At 69.1% G+C, this 18,300-nt stretch carries 16 protein-coding genes; 3 read left to right on the plus strand and 13 right to left on the minus strand.

The annotated features are described in order from the left end of the window. Positions 1–20: 20 nt before the first annotated feature. Genes VHR41_04030 through VHR41_04045 form a run of 4 tightly spaced genes read right to left on the minus strand, consistent with a single transcriptional unit; the run spans position 21 to position 2,671 of the window. The gene (locus tag VHR41_04030; GenBank protein HEX3233337.1) at positions 21–749 is read right to left on the minus strand and encodes a cytochrome c biogenesis protein CcdA; all 729 of its coding nucleotides are present in this window, start codon (positions 747–749) and stop codon (positions 21–23) included. Then, positions 746–1,216: a Fur family transcriptional regulator gene (locus VHR41_04035; GenBank protein ID HEX3233338.1), complete on the minus strand. Its 471-nt coding sequence runs from the start codon at positions 1,214–1,216 to the stop codon at positions 746–748. The genes VHR41_04030 and VHR41_04035 overlap by 4 nt, the downstream gene beginning before the upstream one ends. Further along, on the minus strand, positions 1,200–1,583 hold the full coding sequence (locus VHR41_04040) for a hypothetical protein (GenBank protein HEX3233339.1): 384 nt from the start codon (positions 1,581–1,583) through the stop codon (positions 1,200–1,202). Before VHR41_04040 ends, VHR41_04035 begins: the two co-directional genes overlap by 17 nt. Next, the gene (locus VHR41_04045) at positions 1,580–2,671 is read right to left on the minus strand and encodes a hypothetical protein (GenBank protein HEX3233340.1); all 1,092 of its coding nucleotides are present in this window, start codon (positions 2,669–2,671) and stop codon (positions 1,580–1,582) included. Before VHR41_04045 ends, VHR41_04040 begins: the two co-directional genes overlap by 4 nt. A 97-nt stretch (positions 2,672–2,768) precedes the next feature. Between VHR41_04045 and VHR41_04050 the strand changes: the two genes are divergently transcribed. Next, complete coding sequence (locus VHR41_04050) at positions 2,769–4,943, plus strand: TonB-dependent receptor (protein HEX3233341.1); 2,175 nt, start codon at positions 2,769–2,771, stop codon at positions 4,941–4,943. Positions 4,944–4,955: 12 nt separating this feature from the next. Here VHR41_04050 and priA read toward each other — a convergent pair whose 3' ends face one another. Genes priA through VHR41_04085 form a run of 7 tightly spaced genes read right to left on the minus strand, consistent with a single transcriptional unit; the run spans position 4,956 to position 12,404 of the window. After that, complete coding sequence (priA, locus tag VHR41_04055) at positions 4,956–7,421, minus strand: primosomal protein N' (protein HEX3233342.1); 2,466 nt, start codon at positions 7,419–7,421, stop codon at positions 4,956–4,958. Further along, positions 7,418–8,443 carry a dipeptide epimerase gene (locus tag VHR41_04060; GenBank protein ID HEX3233343.1) on the minus strand — a complete coding sequence of 342 codons (1,026 nt, stop codon included), beginning with the start codon at positions 8,441–8,443 and terminating at the stop codon, positions 7,418–7,420. Before VHR41_04060 ends, priA begins: the two co-directional genes overlap by 4 nt. A gap of 48 nt (positions 8,444–8,491) precedes the next feature. After that, positions 8,492–9,388: a histone deacetylase gene (locus VHR41_04065; protein HEX3233344.1), complete on the minus strand. Its 897-nt coding sequence runs from the start codon at positions 9,386–9,388 to the stop codon at positions 8,492–8,494. A 14-nt stretch (positions 9,389–9,402) separates the two neighbouring features. After that, positions 9,403–9,663 (minus strand): hypothetical protein, encoded by a 261-nt coding sequence (locus tag VHR41_04070; protein ID HEX3233345.1) that lies wholly within the window; start codon positions 9,661–9,663, stop codon positions 9,403–9,405. Continuing rightward, positions 9,660–9,932: a hypothetical protein gene (locus VHR41_04075; GenBank protein ID HEX3233346.1), complete on the minus strand. Its 273-nt coding sequence runs from the start codon at positions 9,930–9,932 to the stop codon at positions 9,660–9,662. The genes VHR41_04070 and VHR41_04075 overlap by 4 nt, the downstream gene beginning before the upstream one ends. 8 nt (positions 9,933–9,940) lie before the next feature. After that, positions 9,941–11,017 (minus strand): cytochrome D1 domain-containing protein, encoded by a 1,077-nt coding sequence (locus tag VHR41_04080; protein ID HEX3233347.1) that lies wholly within the window; start codon positions 11,015–11,017, stop codon positions 9,941–9,943. A gap of 58 nt (positions 11,018–11,075) precedes the next feature. After that, positions 11,076–12,404: a glycine--tRNA ligase gene (locus VHR41_04085; GenBank protein ID HEX3233348.1), complete on the minus strand. Its 1,329-nt coding sequence runs from the start codon at positions 12,402–12,404 to the stop codon at positions 11,076–11,078. A gap of 408 nt (positions 12,405–12,812) precedes the next feature. On the opposite strand from VHR41_04085, the gene VHR41_04090 reads away from it, so the two are divergent. Together VHR41_04090 and VHR41_04095 are read left to right on the plus strand one after the other, a co-directional pair. Further along, a complete protein-coding gene (locus VHR41_04090) occupies positions 12,813–14,777 on the plus strand; it encodes a hypothetical protein (protein ID HEX3233349.1) in 1,965 nt (654 codons plus the stop codon). Continuing rightward, a complete protein-coding gene (locus VHR41_04095) occupies positions 14,774–15,931 on the plus strand; it encodes an HD domain-containing phosphohydrolase (GenBank protein ID HEX3233350.1) in 1,158 nt (385 codons plus the stop codon). Before VHR41_04090 ends, VHR41_04095 begins: the two co-directional genes overlap by 4 nt. On the opposite strand, the gene VHR41_04100 is transcribed toward VHR41_04095, so the two are convergent. Together VHR41_04100 and VHR41_04105 are read right to left on the minus strand one after the other, a co-directional pair. Then, the gene (locus tag VHR41_04100; protein HEX3233351.1) at positions 15,928–16,953 is read right to left on the minus strand and encodes a YpdA family putative bacillithiol disulfide reductase; all 1,026 of its coding nucleotides are present in this window, start codon (positions 16,951–16,953) and stop codon (positions 15,928–15,930) included. The two genes, VHR41_04095 and VHR41_04100, sit on opposite strands and share 4 nt — an antisense overlap. Then, positions 16,950–18,230 (minus strand): adenylosuccinate synthase, encoded by a 1,281-nt coding sequence (locus tag VHR41_04105; GenBank protein ID HEX3233352.1) that lies wholly within the window; start codon positions 18,228–18,230, stop codon positions 16,950–16,952. Before VHR41_04105 ends, VHR41_04100 begins: the two co-directional genes overlap by 4 nt. Between the last annotated feature and the right edge of the window lie 70 nt (positions 18,231–18,300).

Here is an 18,300-nt window from a genome sequence, read left to right on the forward strand (position 1 = left end):
TGCTGTCACCGCGCTCGGCGTCAGATCTTCCCCCGCAGCGCCTCCGGTGTGAGGCCCTGGAGCCAGCCCGCCAGACGAGTGAACTCGCCGCTCACCAGCAGGATGCCGACCAGCACCAGCAGGATTCCGCTGGCCCGCATCACCCACGGCAGAAATCGGCGGAAACGCTGGAACCACTCGAGAAACGACTCCAGCGCCACGGCTGCCACGACGAACGGCAGCGCGAGTCCCGCGGAGTAGAAGCCGAGGAGCAGCATGCCGCGGGAGAGATCGGTCGTGGTGGCGGCGAGCCCCAGGATGCCACCCAGCACCGGCCCGATGCAGGGGGTCCACCCCGCCGCGAACGCCATGCCGACCAGCGCGGAACCCAGATAGCCGACCGGTTTCCGCTCCAAGTGCAGCCGGCGCTCCCGGGTGAGCAGGCCGGGCGCGAACGCTCCCAGCGAGACCAGCCCGAATCCGATGACGATGATGCCACCCAGGCGCTGCAGCCAGATCTGATAGTAGTTGAGCGCCCGGCCGAGCGCGGTCGCGCTGGCGCCGAGCAGGATGAAGACGAGGCTGAATCCAGCGACGAAGAGCAGCGCGTGGAGCAGCGCCGTCCAGCGGCGGCCCCCCGTCTCCGGCAGGCTCATCCCGGTGAGAAAGCCGAGGTACGATGGTACCAGCGGCAGCACGCAGGGCGAGAGGAAGCTAAGCAGGCCCGCGGTGAACGCGACGATCAGTCCCAAGGCGACCGGCTGGCTCATAGCGGCCCCAGCTCCCGCTGACGGCAATCGCGGCAGACCCCGTAGATCTCCACCCGGTGACGCTGGTGCTGGAACCCGTGCTCGTCGGCGATGACGGGCAGCATCCGCTCCAGCCGCTCGTTCTGGAACTCTTCCACCCGCCCACAACGCTGGCAGATGAGGTGCTCGTGATGGGCCTGCGCCGGCATCGGCTCGTAGCGCTTGAAGCCTTCGCCGAAGTCGTGCGCCCGGACCAGCCCACTCTGGACCAGGACCTCCAGCGTGCGGTAGACCGTCGCAGTTCCCACCTGCTCACCACGCTCCTTCAGTGTGCGCCGGATGCCCTCCACCGAGGGATGGCCCTCGGAGAGAAACACCACCTGAGCGACGAGGTCGCGTTGCCGGGTGACGGGTTGCCGATGTTCGCGGAGGTAGCGTCGAAACCGCTCGAGGAGGGCCGCCCCCTCCACCTTAGCGAGCGGCACCATCGAGCTCGGGCGGCCGCGGCGGAAACCAGCGCTCGGGCGAGACCGCGAGCGGCGGATGTTCGTCGTCGATCCGGCGTTGGGCCTCGTGCAGCAGCTGGGCGAGCGCCTCGACCGGTCCACTGCCGACCTCCAGCACCGAAGCCTCGAACTTCCCCCGCTCCTTGCCCTTGACCGCAAGCACGTAGCGCGCCGTGTAAATCCGCCGCCGATCGCCATCCACACGGGAGACGACGGCGGTGCCGTACTCCCGCCCCTCGTGCCGGACCGAGCTGAACACCCACACTCCGTCCACCTCGACGGGAGGGAGCTGCTCCGCCACCGCCTGAGCGAGCCGGGCCCAGCCGGGCCCGGTGCCCGGCTCGATCACGCCGGCCCCTGCTCCCATCGCTCGGTATAGAACCGGAGGACGTGCATGAAGTCCTGCGCGTTGGTCACTACGCCATAGGCCTGGTGGGTGCCACGGTCCTTGAGCTTGTTGACGACGAACTCGGTCTGGTCGACGCAGATCGTCATCAGCGGCGCGGGCGCGCCCCGGCAGAGGTGAAACGCGGGAAGCATATTGCCCACCGCAATGGCGTGCAGGGCGGTGGCCACGAAGATGGCCCCGGTGGCTTTCACGGTATGCTCGCGCATGGCGTCCTGGGCAGCGAGCGTATCGCTGTACACGCCGGGAAGCGGTCCGTCGTCCCGAATGGAACCCGCGAGCACGTAGGGCACGCCTTCGGTGACCAGCGCGTGCATGATGCCACTCCGGATGACCCCCTGCTCTACCGCCGCTTCGATAGATCCGGCCGCGCGGACCCGATTGATCGCCCGCATGTGGAGTCCATGCCCGCCTTGCGTCGGCTGTCCGGTGTTGCTCATACCCAGGGTGGTGCCGAAGATGGCCGCCTCCATGTCGTGCACCGCCACGGCGTTTCCGGCCAGAACGGCCTGCACATAGCCATTCCGGATGAACCACTCGAAATCCGCGCGGGCCCGGGAGTGGACCAGCGCGGGTCCCACCACCCAGACCAGATACCCGCCGTTGCGCTTCTCCTCGCCCACCCGCGCCGCCAGCTCCTCGTAGTTGACCGGCCGCTCCCGGCTTACCTCCGTGCTCATGAAACGAAATTCGTTGGCGCCGTGCACGCTGCCGAGGAATCCCTGGGAGTGGACCACGATGCCCTGGCTGCCGTCCTCCGCCTCCCCCATGGCGACGAGCTCGCCCCGGCGGAGACGCCTCGGCTCGATCGTCTCCAGGCCGGTGGAGCGTTTCACCACCACACAGTCCATCCGTGGCCTGATCGGCGCGTGCCACCGGCCGTCCACCCGGATGTAGGTGGGCAGGTTCGAGGTGGAGAAGAACCCCTCCGGCAGCACCCCGTCCGCCGGGAGCGGCTCGAAACGAGCCTCCGGCGCGCCGGCGAACGGCGGCTGGGAGAAGTCGGGCGAAGTCGTTGGATTTTCTGGCATTTGGGGGAGGAAGGTAGGGGGGCGCCAGGGTGTATTCAAGCGTGCGGAGCGGGTCCACGGCGGGTTTACCTTTCCGATAGCCCCTGAGGAGACTCACATGATAGGACCCGAAACCCGCCCCCGAATCCCCCGCTCCGCCTTCCGGCAAGCCACCCTGTTCGTGCCGCTGCTGGCGATGCTCGGCCGTGGCGTGGAAGCCCAGCAGCCCAGTCCGTCAGATTCGGTCCGGCGGGATACCACCCGGGTCACCCGTCTGCCGGATATCAACGTGTCGGCCACCCGCTCGGCGGAGCCCCTGGAGCGGGTGCCCTATGCCACCGGTGTGCTCAACCGGGGTGACCTGCAGCGCGGCCAGCAGACGGTCGGCCTCGATGAAGCGCTGAACAACCTGCCGGGTGTCGTGGTCTCCAACCGCTACAACTTTTCCCTGGACCAACGGATCTCGATCCGCGGTTTCGGGAGCCGTTCCAACTTCGGGGTGAGGGGCATCAAGATCCTGCTCGATGGCGTCCCCCAGACGCTGCCGGACGGGCAGAGCCAGCTCACCAACGTCGAGTTTGCCAATATCGGGCGGGCAGAGGTGCTGCGGGGCTCGAGCTCCTCACTGTACGGAAACGCCTCCGGCGGGGTGATCTCGTTTCAGAGCGAGCCGGCGGCCGCGGCGCCATTCGCCCAGCGGGTACGGGTCCAGGGCGGCACAGGGAAGGAGGGGAACGACGACTTTTACAAGTGGCAAAGCTGGAGCTCCGGCCGGCTGGGGAGCGCCAGCGGAACGCTGTCCCTGTCGCAGTTCAAGGCCGACGGCTTTCGCGAGCACAGCGGGGCGGAGGTGCGGCAGCTGAATGCAGGGATCGACTACGTGTTCTCCGGCAGCACGATCGGGACGCTCAGGTTCAGCGCGGCGGACGACCCGCGGGCGGAGAACCCCGGGGCACTCACCTATGCGGAATGGATGGCCAATCCTGATTCGGCCGCGGCCAGCAACATCCTCCGGCGGGCCGACAAGGACGTCCAGCAGCAGCAGCTCTCCCTCGGTGCCCGGCATGTCGACCCGGCGGGGAACGAGGTCGCCGTCACGGTCTTCGGGGTGCTACGCGATCTCAAGAATCCGCTCGCCGCGCCACCGCAGGGTGGTCCAACGGGCATGACGATCGGAACCTACGTCGATATCGGTCGTGTGGTGGGCGGGGCTCGCGCCAGCGCGACATACCGTCTGGGCTCGGCCAGCTGGTCACCCCAGCTAACCACTGGAGCGGACCTGCAGCGCATGCGGGACAACCGGCAGAACCTGGTGGCCGTCTCAGGCGTGCCGACCGATAGCGTGCTGATCGACCAGCGGGAGAAGATCACCGAGTTCGGCCCCTTCGCCCAGCTCGCCTGGACGCCGAACAAGCGCTTTCTGGTGAGCGGCGGGGTCCGTTACGACTGGGTGCGGTTCGACGTGCTCGATCGTCATCTCAGCGACGGGCTCGACAACAGCGGGGTGCGCACCAACGCGGCGTTCAGCGGCAACATCGGTGCCAGCTGGAGTGCCAGCGAGCAGTTCGTGCCGTACGTGAACCTCTCGACCTCGTTCGAGACCCCGACCACCACCGAGCTGGCCAACCAGCCCAACGGAACCGGCGGCTTCAACAGCGCGCTCAAGCCCCAACGGGCGGTCACGTACGAGGTCGGCGCGCGGGGACGCGCCTCTTCTCGAGTCTCCTATTCGGCGGCGTTCTTCATCGGCCGGATCACCGATGCCCTGGTGCAACAGCAGGAGGTGGGGGGCCGTGCCTTCTTCGTGAACGCCGGCAAGACTCACAACGACGGCGCCGAGCTGGGGCTCACGGTGACGCCCGTGGACGGGCTGAGCTTGAGCGGCGCCTACACCTTCGCGCACTACCGGTTCGCCACCGGCGACGCTCTCGACGGCAACAAGCTACCCGGCGTACCGGATCACTTCTGGCGGTTGGGCCTCAGAACCAACCTCTTCAGTGGGCTCTACGTCGACGCCGACCACACCATCAGCTCCTCGCTCTTCGCCGACGATGCCAACAGCATCCCGGTGGACGCCTGGGGCGCCGGCGTCACCAACCTGCGAGTCGGCTGGAGCGGCAACGCGGGCAGCATGCAGCTCTCACCGTTCGTCGGGTTCAACAATCTGTGGGACCGGCGGTACGTCGGCTCGGTGACCATCAACGGGAACTTCGGGCGGGTGTTCGAGCCGGCGCCGGGCCGGGTGGTCTACATCGGAACCGAGATCGGATACCGGACGGCGGCAGAGCCGTAGAGGCGCAGAGCCCTAGAGGAGCGAGACGGGGTCCCGATCGATCACGATTCTGGCGCCCCGGCTCCGCGGCAGGCGGGCCGCCGCATATCGCACCACCCGACCAAGCGACTCCGCCGGACCCTTGAGCAGCACGTGCCACCGCCAACGGTCCTTGAGCTTGGCCAGCGGGCACGGCGCTGGCCCGAGGACCGTAATCGGCAGTCCGTGCGTTGCTGCCAGCGCCTGGCACCAGTCCGCCAGGCCCGCCGCCGCCCGGCCGACCGCCACCTCGTCCAGCCCCGACACTAGCAGGTTGACTAGCGACACTTCCGGGGGATACGGCGGCGACGAACGCAGCAGTCGCTCTTCCCGCAGGAAGCCCTCCACGTCGTGCCGCGCCGCCCAGACCAGCGCATGGTGGGTGGGATGCCGCGTCTGCACCAGCACCCGTCCTCCCTTGGGCCCCCGCCCCGTTCTCCCCGCCACCTGGGCCAGCAGCTGAAAGGTGCGCTCCGCCGAGCGGAAATCCGGGAGGTAGAGTCCGGTGTCGGCATCGGCCACGCCCACCAGCGTCACGTTGGGGAAGTCGAGCCCCTTGGCGATCATCTGAGTGCCGATCAGCAGGTCCACGTCACCCGCGCCAACCGCGCCGAGAATCCGCTGGTGCGACCACTTGGTACTGGTGGTGTCGAGATCCATCCTGGCGATCCGGGCCTGGGGATAGCGCTCCGTCAGCAGCCGCTCGAGTTGCTGGGTCCCGATCCCTCGCATCTGCTGCACCGGATTGGCGCAGGCCCGGCAGGTGAACGGCAGCGCCTCCTGATGTCCGCAATAATGACATCGCAGCCCGGGCGGCGTCTGATGCACCGTGAGCGAGATGCTGCAGCGGGGACATTGCCAGACCTCCCCGCAGTCGGGGCACTGGAGGAAGGCCGCGAAGCCCCGGCGGTTGAGCAGCAGCAGCGCCTGCTCCCCCCGGGCGAGCGCGGCGACGATGGCCGCGTCCAGTGACTCGGACCAGGCGAGGCCACCCGTGACCGCGACCTTCGGCGTGGTCCGGAGATCGATCAGCTCGACCGGCGGCAGCGGACGGGCCCCGATCCGCTGGGGAAGCCGCAGCAGTCGAGGCCGGCGCTCCTGGCTCGCTGGCCCGGCCTCCGCTCGGACCAGCGTCTCGAGCGACGGTGTGGCGCTGCCGAGCACGAGCCGGGCGCCCTCGATCCGCGCCCGCACGGCCGCCACATCGCGCGCGTGATAGCGTGGGGTTTCGCCGTTCTTGTACGTTGCCTCGTGCTCCTCGTCCAGCACGATCATGCCGAGGTTCGCCACCGGCGCGAAGATGGCGGAGCGGGCCCCCACCGCCACTCGGCGCTCGCCTCGCCGGAGCATGCGCCAAGCATCGGCCCGCTCACCGTCGGACAGGGCGCTGTGCAGGACGGCCACCTGATCGCCGAACGCTCCGCGAAAACGGCTCACCGTCTGCGGTGTCAGGCCAATCTCGGGCACCAGCACGATGGCGCCCCGCCCGGCATCCAGCATCCGCCGCACTGCCTCGAGGTAGACCAGTGTCTTGCCGCTGCCGGTGACGCCCAGGAGGAGCGCGCTGTCGCCGGGGGCGAGCGCTTCGATCGCGGCGAGGGCAACAGCCTGATCCGGGGTGAGCTCGGTGGGTGGTGGCGTCCCCGGTGAATCCGCGAACGGATCCCGCAGCCGCTCGGCGAGTTCGATACGCACCAGACCGCGAGCCTCCAGCGCGCGAATCACCGCCGGCGTGAAGCCGAGCTGGGTCACCACGTGCTTCACCTGCGCACCGCCGCCGAGCTGCTCCAACGCCTCGTACAACCGGCGCTGTTTGGGAGCCCGCCGGAAGAGCGCGTCGCGCTCGAGCAGGGTGGGAGCGTCGCCCCCGAGCGTGACGACCCGCTCGGTGGCCCCAGCTCCGCCGACGTCGGGCGGCTCGACCCGGAGCTCGACCGCGCCGACCCGCGCCAGCCGGTCGAGCACTTCCCAGAGCGGGCGCCGGAGCGCCCGTGCGGCGGTGGCTACCGATGCCTCGCCGCCACGATCACCCAGCCAGTCGAGCACATTGCCGGCAAAGCCGCCGGTGACCCGGGCCGTCGTGCGCAGGGAAACGACCACCTCGGAGGCGCCCCACATGCCGGCGGGGAGGACGCACTTGAGGGTCAGTCCGAGCGGTGCGCCGTAGTAGCCCGCGATCCACTCGGCCGCCGCGAGCACGCCGGCCGGAACCGCCGGCTCCTCGTCCGGGGCCGCCAGGATGTCCCTCGGCTCGGCCTCCGGTGCCGGCGCGTCCGCGCTCACCACGATGCCGATCAGCTCGCGGCGGCGTACCGGCACCACCACCCGGGCGCCGGGGACCACCCGGTCTTCCAGCGTCTCGGGGATTCGGTAGGTGTACGAGGAAGCGAGCGGGAGCGGGAGGGCAACCTGGGCGAACCGCGCCGGCGACGCCGGCGGTGAGACCGAGCCGGTGGTCATCTCGCCTGGACGCCGAGCCCCGGGCCTGCGGGAAGGGTCACCCGCCCGCCGTCGATCGACGCGCCCTGAAACGGATCGTTGGCGAGCAGGGCCGCGCCGTCCAGATCGACGATGTCCACCAGAGGCGTGAAATGTGCGGCCGCGGTGATGCCGAGCGAGCTCTCGATCATGCAACCCACCATCACCATCATCCCGTGCGCTCGAGCGATGGCGATCATCCGAATCGCCTCCCGCAGGCTGCCGCACTTGGCGAGCTTGATATTGATCCCGTCCACCTTTCCGACCAGCCGGGGAATGTCGACGGCGGTCTCGCAGCTCTCGTCGGCGATGACCGGAATCGACGCGCGGCGGGTGATCTCGCCGAGGCCATCCAGCTCACTCGGCGGCAGCGGCTGCTCCAGCACGGTGACGCCGAACTCCTGTAGCACCGGGAGCATGGCGATGGCCCGCTTGACGGTCCAGCCGCAGTTGGCGTCGACCCGAATCTCCTTGTCCGTGGTGTCGCGGATGGTCCGCAGGATCTCGACGTCGCGGTCGGTGCCCAGCTTGATCTTGAGGATGGGATATTGGGCCGCCTCGAGCACCTTGGCCCGGAGCTTCTCCGGCGTGTCCAGTCCGATGGTGAAGGTGGACATCGGCGCCTTGGCGGGGTCGAGCCCCCAGAGCTGATACACGGGTACCCCGAGTCGCTTGCCCGCCAGGTCGTGCAGGGCCGCCGAGAGCGCTGAGCGGGCCGCCGGATTTCGCCGCAACATGGTGGCCCAGCGGCGCTCGGTCTCCTCCAGATCGAACGGGCTCTCCGGCATCTCGCAGGCGTACAGGTTGAGCGCGGAGAGCACCGACTCGGGCGTCTCGCCGTAGAACTTGGTCGGCGCGGCTTCGCCCCACCCCTCGTGGCCGTCGCCATCGCGCAGGCGCACCCAGATGGTCCGGTAGTCACTCTGGCCCCCGCGCGCGATGATGAACGGATGCTTGGTCCGGAGCTCGAGGAACTCGGCTTCCAGATGAAGGCGCTGGGTCACGGGAGCCTCGGACTGGTCGGAGGGTGGTCGGGGGGCGCGGCTTGTAGACTAGGCGAGCGCGGTCACGTGCGCCAGCGCCCCATCAGCGAGGCGGGAGGGAACGTAGCCGCCCTCCAGCAGCCCGACGATCGGCGCGTGGGGCAGCCGCTCGCGAAGCCGCAGCGTCAGGTCGGCGTAATGTGCGGGCTCCAGGGTGAAGCCGCCGAGCGGATCGCCCCGCATAGAGTCGAAGCCGGCGGAGACGAGGACCAGCGCTGGGCTCCAGTCCTGGGTCGCGGCCTGGACGGCCGCCCAGAGATCGTCCACGTAGAGCGTCGGCGGCTTCCCGGGCCCGCGCGGAACGTTGAAGATGTTGCCCACTCCCCGCTCCTCCGCCATCCCGGTGCCAGGATACCACGGGTGCTGGTGCAGCGAGACATAGCGGACCGTCTCATCGGCCTGGACCAGCGCCTGAGTGCCGTTGCCGTGGTGCACGTCCCAATCCACGATCAGCACGCGGCGGTGGCCAGCCGCCTGCGCGTGCCGCGCAGCGACCACCACGTTGTTGGTGAGACAGAACCCCATGCCTCTGGCGGCCAGTGCATGATGGCCGGGCGGACGGATGGCGGCGAAGGCATTCCCTCGCCCGGCCAGGGCATGCTCCACCGCCGCGAGCGCGGCACCGGTGGCGCCAAGGACCGCAGCCCAGCTCGCATCGTTCAGAATGGTGTCGAGAAAGAGCGCACCGCCGCCCCGCGCGCTCATCGATTCGAGACTGCGAAGATAGTTGTCGGGATGAACGGCGAGGAGTGCCTCACGGGGCCCCGGCGCGGCCTCGATTACATGGACGGCGGAGCGGCTCCGGAGCGCGGAGAGCAGCACGTTGAGTCGGGCGGGCGTCTCCGGGTGGTCGGGGCCGGGGTCGTGCCGCAGACAGTCCGGGTGCGTGAAGACGCGAATGGGCACCCGGGGTGCTCCCGCTAGCGAACCGGCTGCCGGCGGCGGCGAAGCACGATCAGCGCCCCGTTGGGCACCAGCCCCGCCTCGGCCAATGAGCGCGACTCGTCCTCCAACTCGGCACCGCGGAACTTGAGGAGGTACGCGTCCGGATTGCCGATGACCCGGGTGGCCTGAAGCGCCTGCCGCTTCACTTCGGCCAGCGGCGTGGAGGCCGGGAGATCGAGCCGCACCTGGTCCCAGGCATCCTGGACCATGACGCGCAGCGGGATGACCGCGCTCACGCCACGGTCTCCGAGGGCGCGGGCAGCGTGGAGAGGAACCGGTCGACCTGCTGGTCGAACAGCAGAGTCGAGGCGCGCACCCGGGTCCCGTCCCCCGAGGCCATCACCGCGATCGCGATCTCCTCCCCGCCCTGGCCGCGCAGCGTCAGGTAAGTGGGCCCCTCCTTCTCCGGAAATGCGGCCTGCATCGGGATCCGCTCCCCGAAGAACCGCTTGGCCCGGCGAAGCACCTCCGCGCCGTCCAGCGTCGTGACGACCTGGTACACCATGGCGAGACTCAGTGGGTTGAGGTTTGCTGGCCCACGGAGCGGATGGCGATCCCCGTCGGCTGGCCCGGTACCGCGATGCTGGAGATCAGCCTGCGGGAGGCAAGGTCGATGACGTCCACCGCCCCGGGATCGGCGCCGATCGATTCGCAGGACACGTACGCCAGCCGTCCGTCGGGCGAGAAGGCCACGCCGTGCACGACCTTCTTGCTGGTGGAAATCCGGGCCAGCTCGGTCAGGCCGACGGCGTCAACCAGGCTCACGCTCTGGTCCTTCTTGTTGGTGACGATCACCAGCTTGCCGTCGGGCGACGGCTCCACGTTGTAGGCGCCCTTCCCCAGCGGGATCTCCTTCGTCCGGGTGAGCGTGGCCGCATCCCAGACCTGCAGGCTGTTGCCGTAATTACAGGCGACGTAGAGCCGGCGGTCGTCCGGTGAGACCGACACGAACGTGGGCGCGCATTCCATCGACATGCCCGCCATCGCGTGGGGCCCTCCGGTTGCGGCCCGCCGGGTGATGGCGAAGGTGCCCACCTGGAGCTCCAGGATCTCGTCACTGTGCATGCAGGAGAGATAGACCCGAGTGCCCGCATGATTCACCTTCACCCCGTGCGGCATATCGCAGGACGGGAGGTCGGTGATCTTGGTCATGGTGGGGAGATGAACCACCGAGACGACGTTGACCCGGGGATGATCCCCGTGGAAGTCGGAGTTGGCCACGAAGGCGAACTGGCCGTCGGGCGTGAGCCCGATGGTGGTGGGAAAGAGCTCGACTTCGGCGCGGCCAAGGAGCGTGTCCCCCGCCACGTCGAGCTTCCAGAGCGAGCCGAATGGCGTGCCGTGCGCGATGGTGACGTAGTAGCTCTTCTGATCGCGCGAGACCGCGAGGTTGTGCGGACCGTCGTTGTCGGACGGCATGAGGCCGACCGGCACCACATGATCGCGCGCCAGCCCTCCCGCCACCGGCTTGAGCCAGGTGACGAGGTCGGCGGATTCACTCACCACGCCGACCCGGTAGCCCGGGTCCGCACTCTGGGCCTGCGCTGCTCCGGCGAGCCCAAGGCTCGCCACCGCCAGCCGGCGAATCACTGCGAGGGTCCTTTCCGCGACGAGCGGGGAAGATAACCTGGCGGCACTCCCCGCTGGCTCAGAGGCGCGCCGCCAGGTACTCCGCCACCTGGTCCAGACCCACCCGCTCCTGTTGCATCGAATCGCGATGACGCACGGTGACTGTCCGGGCGCTGGTCGTCTCACCATCCACCGTAATGCCGAACGGGGTACCCGCCTCGTCCATTCGACGGTAGCGCCGGCCGATCGCGCCGCTGTCGTCGTAGAAACAGGGGAACCGGCGCTTGAGCCCGTGATAGAGCTCGGTGGCCAGCTCCGGCATTCCATCCTTTTTCACCAGCGGAAAGACGCCCGCCTTGATCGGGGCGACCGCGGGGTGAAGACCGAGCACCACACGGGTCTCTCCTTCCACCTGCTCCTCACGGTAGGCATCCACCAGCAGGGTCAGCGCCACCCGGTCGGCCCCGGCGGAGGTCTCGACGATGTTGGGGAGGTAGCGCTGGTTGGCCGCCTGGTCGAAGTACTCCAGCTTCTTGCCGGAGAACTCCTGGTGCCGGCCGAGATCGAAGTCCCCCCGGTTGTGGACCCCTTCGATCTCCTGCCAGCCGAAGGGAAACTCGTACTGCACGTCGTACGCGGCCCGGGCGTAGTGCGCCAGCTCGGTGGCGTCGTGCTGGTGCCACTGCAGCTTGGCGGGGGTGAGTCCGAGCGCCTGATGCCACTCCATGCGCCAGGCGCGCCACCGCTCGAACCACTCGGCGTCGGTGCCCGGCTGCACGAAGAACTGCATCTCCATCTGCTCGAACTCGCGGGTGCGGAAGATGAAGTTCCCCGGGGTGATCTCGTTGCGGAACGCCTTGCCGATCTGGGCGATGCCGAAGGGCACCTTCTGCCGTGAGCTCTGCAGGACGTTGAGATAGTTGACGTAGATCCCCTGGGCGGTCTCCGGCCTCAGATACACCACGGCCGCCTGCTCCTCCACCGGCCCCATGAAGGTCTTGAACATGAGATTGAAGAGCCGCGGCTCGGTGAGCGTCCCCTTGTTGCCGCAGACGGGGCACTGGGCATCGGGCTGACCCGGGGTGCCTTTGATGCGCGGGTCGTCCGCGCGGAAGCGGGTCTTGCAATGGCGGCAGTCGACCAGCGGGTCGGTGAATCCGGCCACGTGACCGGATGCCTCCCACACCCGGGGATGCATCAGGATGGCGGCATCCAGCCCTTCGATGTCGTCGCGGGCATGCACCATGGCGTCCCACCAGCGATCCTTGACGTTCTTCTTGAGCTCGACGCCCAGCGGCCCGTAATCCCAGACCGACCCCAGCCCGCCGTAGATCTCGGAGGACTGGAAGACGAATCCGCGGCGCTTGCAGAGGGAGACCAGCTTGTCCATCAGGGCGGTATCGGCCATGAAACGCCAGGCGTTGAAGGGAGGGGCTGTCGGAGCGAGGGAAAATAGGGCGGGACAACGTGCGAAGGAAGCCGCGCGAGGTGCCAGGCAGCCATAATCGCCTCGCTGGGCCAGGGCCTGATCTGCCGAATCCACGACTTCCCGCAGATGACCCGTTCCGATCCTCCCGATACCGCCGCGCAACACTTCGTAAGATAATTAGCCACAATAACTTGACCACGGCCGCCCAGTGGCGGAAATCTTGCTTCTGCAGCGGGCACCGCAACCCGGCCGATACCCATGTCCCTGAGCTCGAGGCACGAGGAACCCAGCTCGCCCTCTCCCGCGCCCGGCTCTCCCCCGCCAGGCGCGCGATCCGTCACGACGCTCTCCCGGGACCTGGCTGATTTCCTGGTCGAGTTTTCGATCGTGCTTCACAAGCGCGCGATGTACCCGCTCGGCCACCCCCACCTGCAGGAATCCACCGAGCGCTTCGTCAATCGGCTGGAGTCCTTGCTGGCCCCGCGCGACTCGCTCGCCATCGGCGTGGCCCGCCATCAGCTCATCGTCGCGGGCGTCGCCACCGATCCACGAAATGCCCTGCTGAGTGACCTGGCGCGCCGGCTCCACCGGCACCGCATCGCCACGGTGCGCTTCGAGCGCGGCATCGCGCTGCAGGAGATCGACGAGTTGCTGGGCGTACTGGCGGCGGATCCGCAGGACGAGCGCGGTCCGTTCGGGCTCCGGCCCGAGGCTGGTTCGTCCTGGTCCCATCTCCGGATCCAGCCGCCCGAGCTCACCCGACTCTTCCTCCAGGACGAGGACGAGGGGCCGATCGAGGAGCACACCGCGGGCGGTACCCTGTGGCTAGGCTTGGCTCACCTGGCCCTCACCGCCGACGGTGGTGCCGCCAACGACGCGGAGGACCCACTCCTGGTGGCCCGCGCCATCGACGCGCAGCCCGATCAGGTGGCCTACGACCGCGTGGTCCTCGACTACCTGGGTCAGATCGCCGACGAGATGTCCGGGCGGCAAGGCGCCTGGGAGCCGCGGGTGCGCGAGCGCGTCTCCCGGCTGGTCACCTCGCTCAAACCCGAGACTCTCCGGCGGGTGCTCGAGGCCGGCGCCGATGATCGCGAGCGCCGCCGCTTCGCGCTCACGGCCTCCGAAGTGCTCGCGGTCGACGCGGTGATCGAGGTGGTCGAGGCGGCCGCCACCACGACCGGACAGACCATCTCGCATCAGCTCCTCCGCCTGCTCCACAAGTTTGCCCACCACGCCGAGCAGGGACCCGAGCGGCACCGGGCGGAAGCGGAGTCGACCTTGCGCCGCAACGTGGCGCAGCTCATCACCGATTGGGATCTGGAGGACCCGAACCCCGGCAACTACACGGCGGTGCTGGACGGGATGGTGCGCCAGTCGCCGGATGCGTCGCCCGAGGCAGAGGAGCGGCTCGACTGCGAGCCCCAGGTGGTGCTGCAGATCGCGCTGGAGATCGACTGCGACGGTCCCCGTGTCCGCGGGGCGATCGACGACCTCCTGAGCGACGGGCAGACCGGGGCCGCGATCGAGCTGCTGTGCCGCGCACCCACGCCGTCCGCCCTGGCGGACGAGCTCTGGCGACTGGTCGCGACGCCGGCCCGGCTCCGGACGGAGCTGTCAGCGGAGCGCATCGACTTCACCCTGGTCGAGGGCCTCGCCAGCCGGCTGGGCCCCCTGGCCACGGAGCCGCTGTTGGACGTGCTCGAGCGATCGGTCGACCGCGCTGCACGGGCGCGGACCTTACAGCTGCTCCAGGCAATCGGCCACACCGTCGCGCCCGCCGCGGCCGCGCGGCTCGCCAAGGCACCCTGGTACGTGCAGCGGAACCTGCTCGCGCTGCTGCGGACCCTGCACACCTGGCCCGCCGGATTCTCGGCGGTGACCTACGCCCGTGATCCCGAGCCGCGGCTCCGGCGCGAGGCCTACAAGCTTCTCCTGGAGTTTCCCGCCCACCGAACCTCGGCGATCGTGCACGGGCTGGAGGATGCGAGCCCGGAGATCGTGACCCTGGTGCTTCGGGCGGCAGTTGAGGCCTGCCCGCCGGAAGCGCTTTGCGCCGTGGAGCGATTCACCGACGACTGGCGCCGCCCGGGGGAGCTCCGGGCCCTGGCGATCCGGGTGGTGGCTCGGCACAGCGGACCGCGGGCGGTGGAGCGGCTGCTCCAGCTCTCCGGCGCGCGGCAGCATATCTTCGGCTGGCGCCTGCAATCGAAGTCGCCGGTCATGCTGGCCACCCTGGCCGCGCTGGCGCGCTACTGGGGTGCGCATCCGCAGGTCCAAAGCATGCTCGCGGTCGCGCGGAAACACCACGATCCCGAGATCCGCGACGCCGCCACGCTGCGCTTCGCATGAGCGAGCCGGTCCGGTTCCTCACCGCGCTGTCGCACGCCCTCTCCACCCTCGGTCTGTACGGCGAGGGTCATCCAGCCGTGCGACGCGCCGCTGACGCCGCCTACCGCCAGCTTTCCGACGTTCAGCAGGGCCGGCCGTCGCTGGTCTTCACCTTCCTGCCGGAGGAGGTCCTGTTCGGGCGAGATCTGCTGCCCGAGCTCGAGCGCTGGGAGTGGAGCGCCCGCTTCGCCCAGGGCGGTATCGAGCGGCTGGAAATCACGGGTCCCGTATCGGAGCCGCAGTTCGAGCGCTTCCTGGGTCACGCAGCCGCGGTTCTCGGTCTTGCCGGCGACCCCCGGGGCGACCTGTGGCAGGACGGTCCGGAAGGGATCCGCTTCGGCCGGATCCGGATCGACGACACCGGCTGCCCGGCCGCCAGCAGCGAGCCGCTGCCGGTGGCCACGCTCGCCTACTCGCTGCGGGAAGAGCGCGATGCCGTTGGCTGGGTGCACCAGGAGGTCGGCGCGGGCAAGCCGATACCGATGCTCGAGGCCTACGGCGTCGTACGGTCGCTCTCCATGGCGATGCACGGCGGCCAGGCCATGGTGATGCCGCTGCTGCAGCTCAAGGAGTTCGATCAGTACACGACCACCCACTCGATGAACGTGTCGGTGCTCACCATGGCGCTGGGCGAGTTTCTCGGATTGGCGCCGCCGGCGGTGCGGGCGTTCGGACTGGCGGGACTGCTGCACGACCTGGGCAAGGTGCGGATTCCACGCGAGATCCTGTCCAAGCCGGGGAAGCTGACAGCCGAGGAGCGCGCAGTGGTCGAGGCCCATCCGGCGGACGGGGCTCGCATGATTCTCGAGGGCAGCGAGCCGCTCGATCTCGCGGCGGTGGTGGCGTACGAGCATCACCGGGGACATGACGGCAGCGGGTATCCGCGGGCGCACTACGAGCGCGAGGTGCACCAGGCGAGCCGGCTGGTTCACGTGTGCGACGTCTACGACGCGCTCCGCACCCGGCGGCCGTATCGCGACGCCTGGACATCTGCCGAAGCGCTGGAGTACCTGGGAAAACGCTCGGGGACCGAGTTCGATCCCGCCATGTCGTCGGCGTTCATCGAGATGATGCAACGGTGGGACGACCGGATCACCCTGGAGGAGATCGCCTAACCCGCCGCCTTCCGCCCGGCACGGACCTTGGCCGCCCGCTGTCGCGCCAGGATGTGGCTGACGATGAGATCGCCATGCCCGCGGGAGTTCTCGATGAAGAGACGGTTCGCATCGTTCCCGCTCGCGATCACCCCCGCCAGATAGCAGCCTTCCACCGGTGTCGCCATCGAGTCGCTGTGGTGCGCGGCGATCCCAGTCTCGGGATCGACCGGCACGCCGAGCCGGCGGACCAGGGAGGTATCGGCGTGATAGCCGGTCATGGCGAGGACCGCGTCGGCCGGGAGCCGCTCCATCTCGCCGGTCGCTTCGGAGACGAGCTCCACGTCCACCGGAGTGATCGCCCGGATCCGGGACCGCCAGCGCACTCCGATGCTCCCTTCCTTCACCCGGTTCACGATGTCGGGCAGCACCCACGCCTTGACCGTGCGGTCGAAGCCCTCGCCGAAGTGGACCAGTGTCACCGTCGCACCCGCCCGCCAGCATTCCAGCGCCGCATCCACGCTGCTGTTCCCCGCCCCAATCACCACCACTCGCCGGTGCCAGTAGGGATGTCCCTCGATGAAGTAGTGGGAGACGTGGGGCAGCTCCTCGCCCGGGATGCGGAGGAAGTTGGGGTTGTCGTAGTACCCGGTGGCGAACACCACCGCGTCCGTACGGTAGGAGACCCGGTCGTGGGGCCGGCGCACGTCGACCCGGAACCCGCCCTCGGGCTCCCGCGCCACGTCCACCACTTCCTCTCCCGGGCGGATATCGAGCCCGAAGTGCTCCGCGACTCGTCGGTAGTACAGCAGCCCATCGTGCCGAGTCGGCTTCTCGTGGCTGGCGATGAAGGGGATGCCACCGATCTCGATTCGCTCCGGCGTGGAGAAGAAGGTCATACTCAGCGGATAGCGCTCGATGGTCGAGACGATGGTGCGCCGGTCGAGCAGCACGCAGGACAGGTCCGCCTGCTTGGCGGCGATGCCCACCACCAGGCCGATGGGCCCGGCGCCGATGACCAGAAGCTCGGTCGGCTCGCTCATACCTCGATGATCTGATCGCGGCGGGTGCCGACGCTCACGTACCGCACCGGCACGTCGATGAGCGCCTGCAGCCGGTCCAGATACGCCCGTGCCGCCGTGGGCAGGTCGGCCAGACGCCGCGCGTCTCCGGTGGGCCGCTGCCAGCCGGGCTGTACCTCGTAGACCGGCTGCACTCGCCCGAGCGCGTCCACCTCCGCCGGCATCTCTCCGCAACTCGCCCCGTCTAGCCGGTACGCGCTGCAGATCGGGACCTCGGCGAAGGAATCCAAGACATCCAGCTTGGTGACGGCGAGCCCGGTCAACCCGTTCACCCGTGCGGCGTAGCGCACCACCGTGGCGTCAAACCAGCCGCACCGGCGGGGCCGCCCGGTGACTGCACCGAACTCGCCGCCCAGCTCCCGCAGCCGCTCGCCGAACGGCGCCTCGGCCTCGGTGGGCAGCGGGCCATTTCCCACTCGTGTGGTGTACGCCTTGACCACCCCAAGCACGCCGTCGATCGCGGTGGGTCCGATCCCGGCGCCCACGGCCGCCCCTCCGGCGGTAGTGTTGGAGGAGGTGACGAAGGGGTAGGTGCCGTGGTCGACGTCGAGCAGCGCGCCCTGGGCGCCTTCGAGCAGCACCCGGCGACCGGCGCGGACCGCGCGATGGACCACCAGGCCGGTGTCGGCGGCGAGCGGGAGTAGTCGAGGCGCCAGCCGCTCGAGCAGCGCGACGTGCTGGTCGAGTGAGGCGCGCTCGCCGCTCCCCATCATCTCCAGCAGGCGGTTGGCCCGGCCGACCCGGTCCGCCAGCATGGTGCGCGCGCATTCCAGCCGGCGCAGGTCGGTGACTCGGATGCCCCGCCGCCCGTACTTGTCCTCGTACGCCGGGCCGATGCCGCGGCCGGTGGTCCCCAGCTTCTGGCTCTTCTCGCTCGCCGCATCCAGCAGCTTGTGGTAGGGCAGCACCAGGTGGGCCCGGTCCGAGATGAAAAAGCGGCCGTTGGTGTCGATTCCTCTCGCCGCCAGCTGGTCCAGCTCGCCGAACAGGGTCTCGGGATCGAGCACTACTCCGTTGCCGACGATGCAGGAGACGCCCGGATGGAGGATGCCGGAAGGGATTTGCCGAAGGATGAATTGGGAATCGCCGATGACCACCGTGTGTCCGGCGTTGGCCCCTCCCTGGTAGCGCACCACCAGCTCGGCCCGCTCGGCCAGGACGTCGACCAGCTTGCCCTTGCCTTCGTCGCCCCACTGGGCACCGACGACCACCACGCAGGTGGTCTTCGCGTCGAACATGCGGTGTCTCCCGGTCGACCAATGAAAAGAGCCCCTCGCGGGGCTCCAGCATCCTCGGCGAAACCTATGC

The sequence above is a fragment of the Gemmatimonadales bacterium genome (assembly GCA_036265815.1).
Classification (GTDB): Bacteria; Gemmatimonadota; Gemmatimonadetes; order Gemmatimonadales; family GWC2-71-9; genus CAVVWJ01.

What these genes read in the sequence shown, in the direction of transcription:
- VHR41_04075 (HEX3233346.1), bottom strand. Translation starts at nt 9,932, where the DNA reads ATGGTGTACCAGGTCGTCACGACGCTGGACGGCGCGGAGGTGCTTCGC.
- VHR41_04035 (HEX3233338.1), bottom strand. Translation starts at nt 1,216, where the DNA reads ATGGTGCCGCTCGCTAAGGTGGAGGGGGCGGCCCTCCTCGAGCGGTTT.
- VHR41_04050 (HEX3233341.1), top strand. Translation starts at nt 2,769, where the DNA reads ATGATAGGACCCGAAACCCGCCCCCGAATCCCCCGCTCCGCCTTCCGG.
- VHR41_04085 (HEX3233348.1), bottom strand. Translation starts at nt 12,404, where the DNA reads ATGGCCGATACCGCCCTGATGGACAAGCTGGTCTCCCTCTGCAAGCGC.
- VHR41_04105 (HEX3233352.1), bottom strand. Translation starts at nt 18,230, where the DNA reads ATGTTCGACGCGAAGACCACCTGCGTGGTGGTCGTCGGTGCCCAGTGG.
- VHR41_04095 (HEX3233350.1), top strand. Translation starts at nt 14,774, where the DNA reads ATGAGCGAGCCGGTCCGGTTCCTCACCGCGCTGTCGCACGCCCTCTCC.
- priA (HEX3233342.1), bottom strand. Translation starts at nt 7,421, where the DNA reads ATGACCACCGGCTCGGTCTCACCGCCGGCGTCGCCGGCGCGGTTCGCC.
- VHR41_04030 (HEX3233337.1), bottom strand. Translation starts at nt 749, where the DNA reads ATGAGCCAGCCGGTCGCCTTGGGACTGATCGTCGCGTTCACCGCGGGC.
- VHR41_04045 (HEX3233340.1), bottom strand. Translation starts at nt 2,671, where the DNA reads ATGCCAGAAAATCCAACGACTTCGCCCGACTTCTCCCAGCCGCCGTTC.
- VHR41_04100 (HEX3233351.1), bottom strand. Translation starts at nt 16,953, where the DNA reads ATGAGCGAGCCGACCGAGCTTCTGGTCATCGGCGCCGGGCCCATCGGC.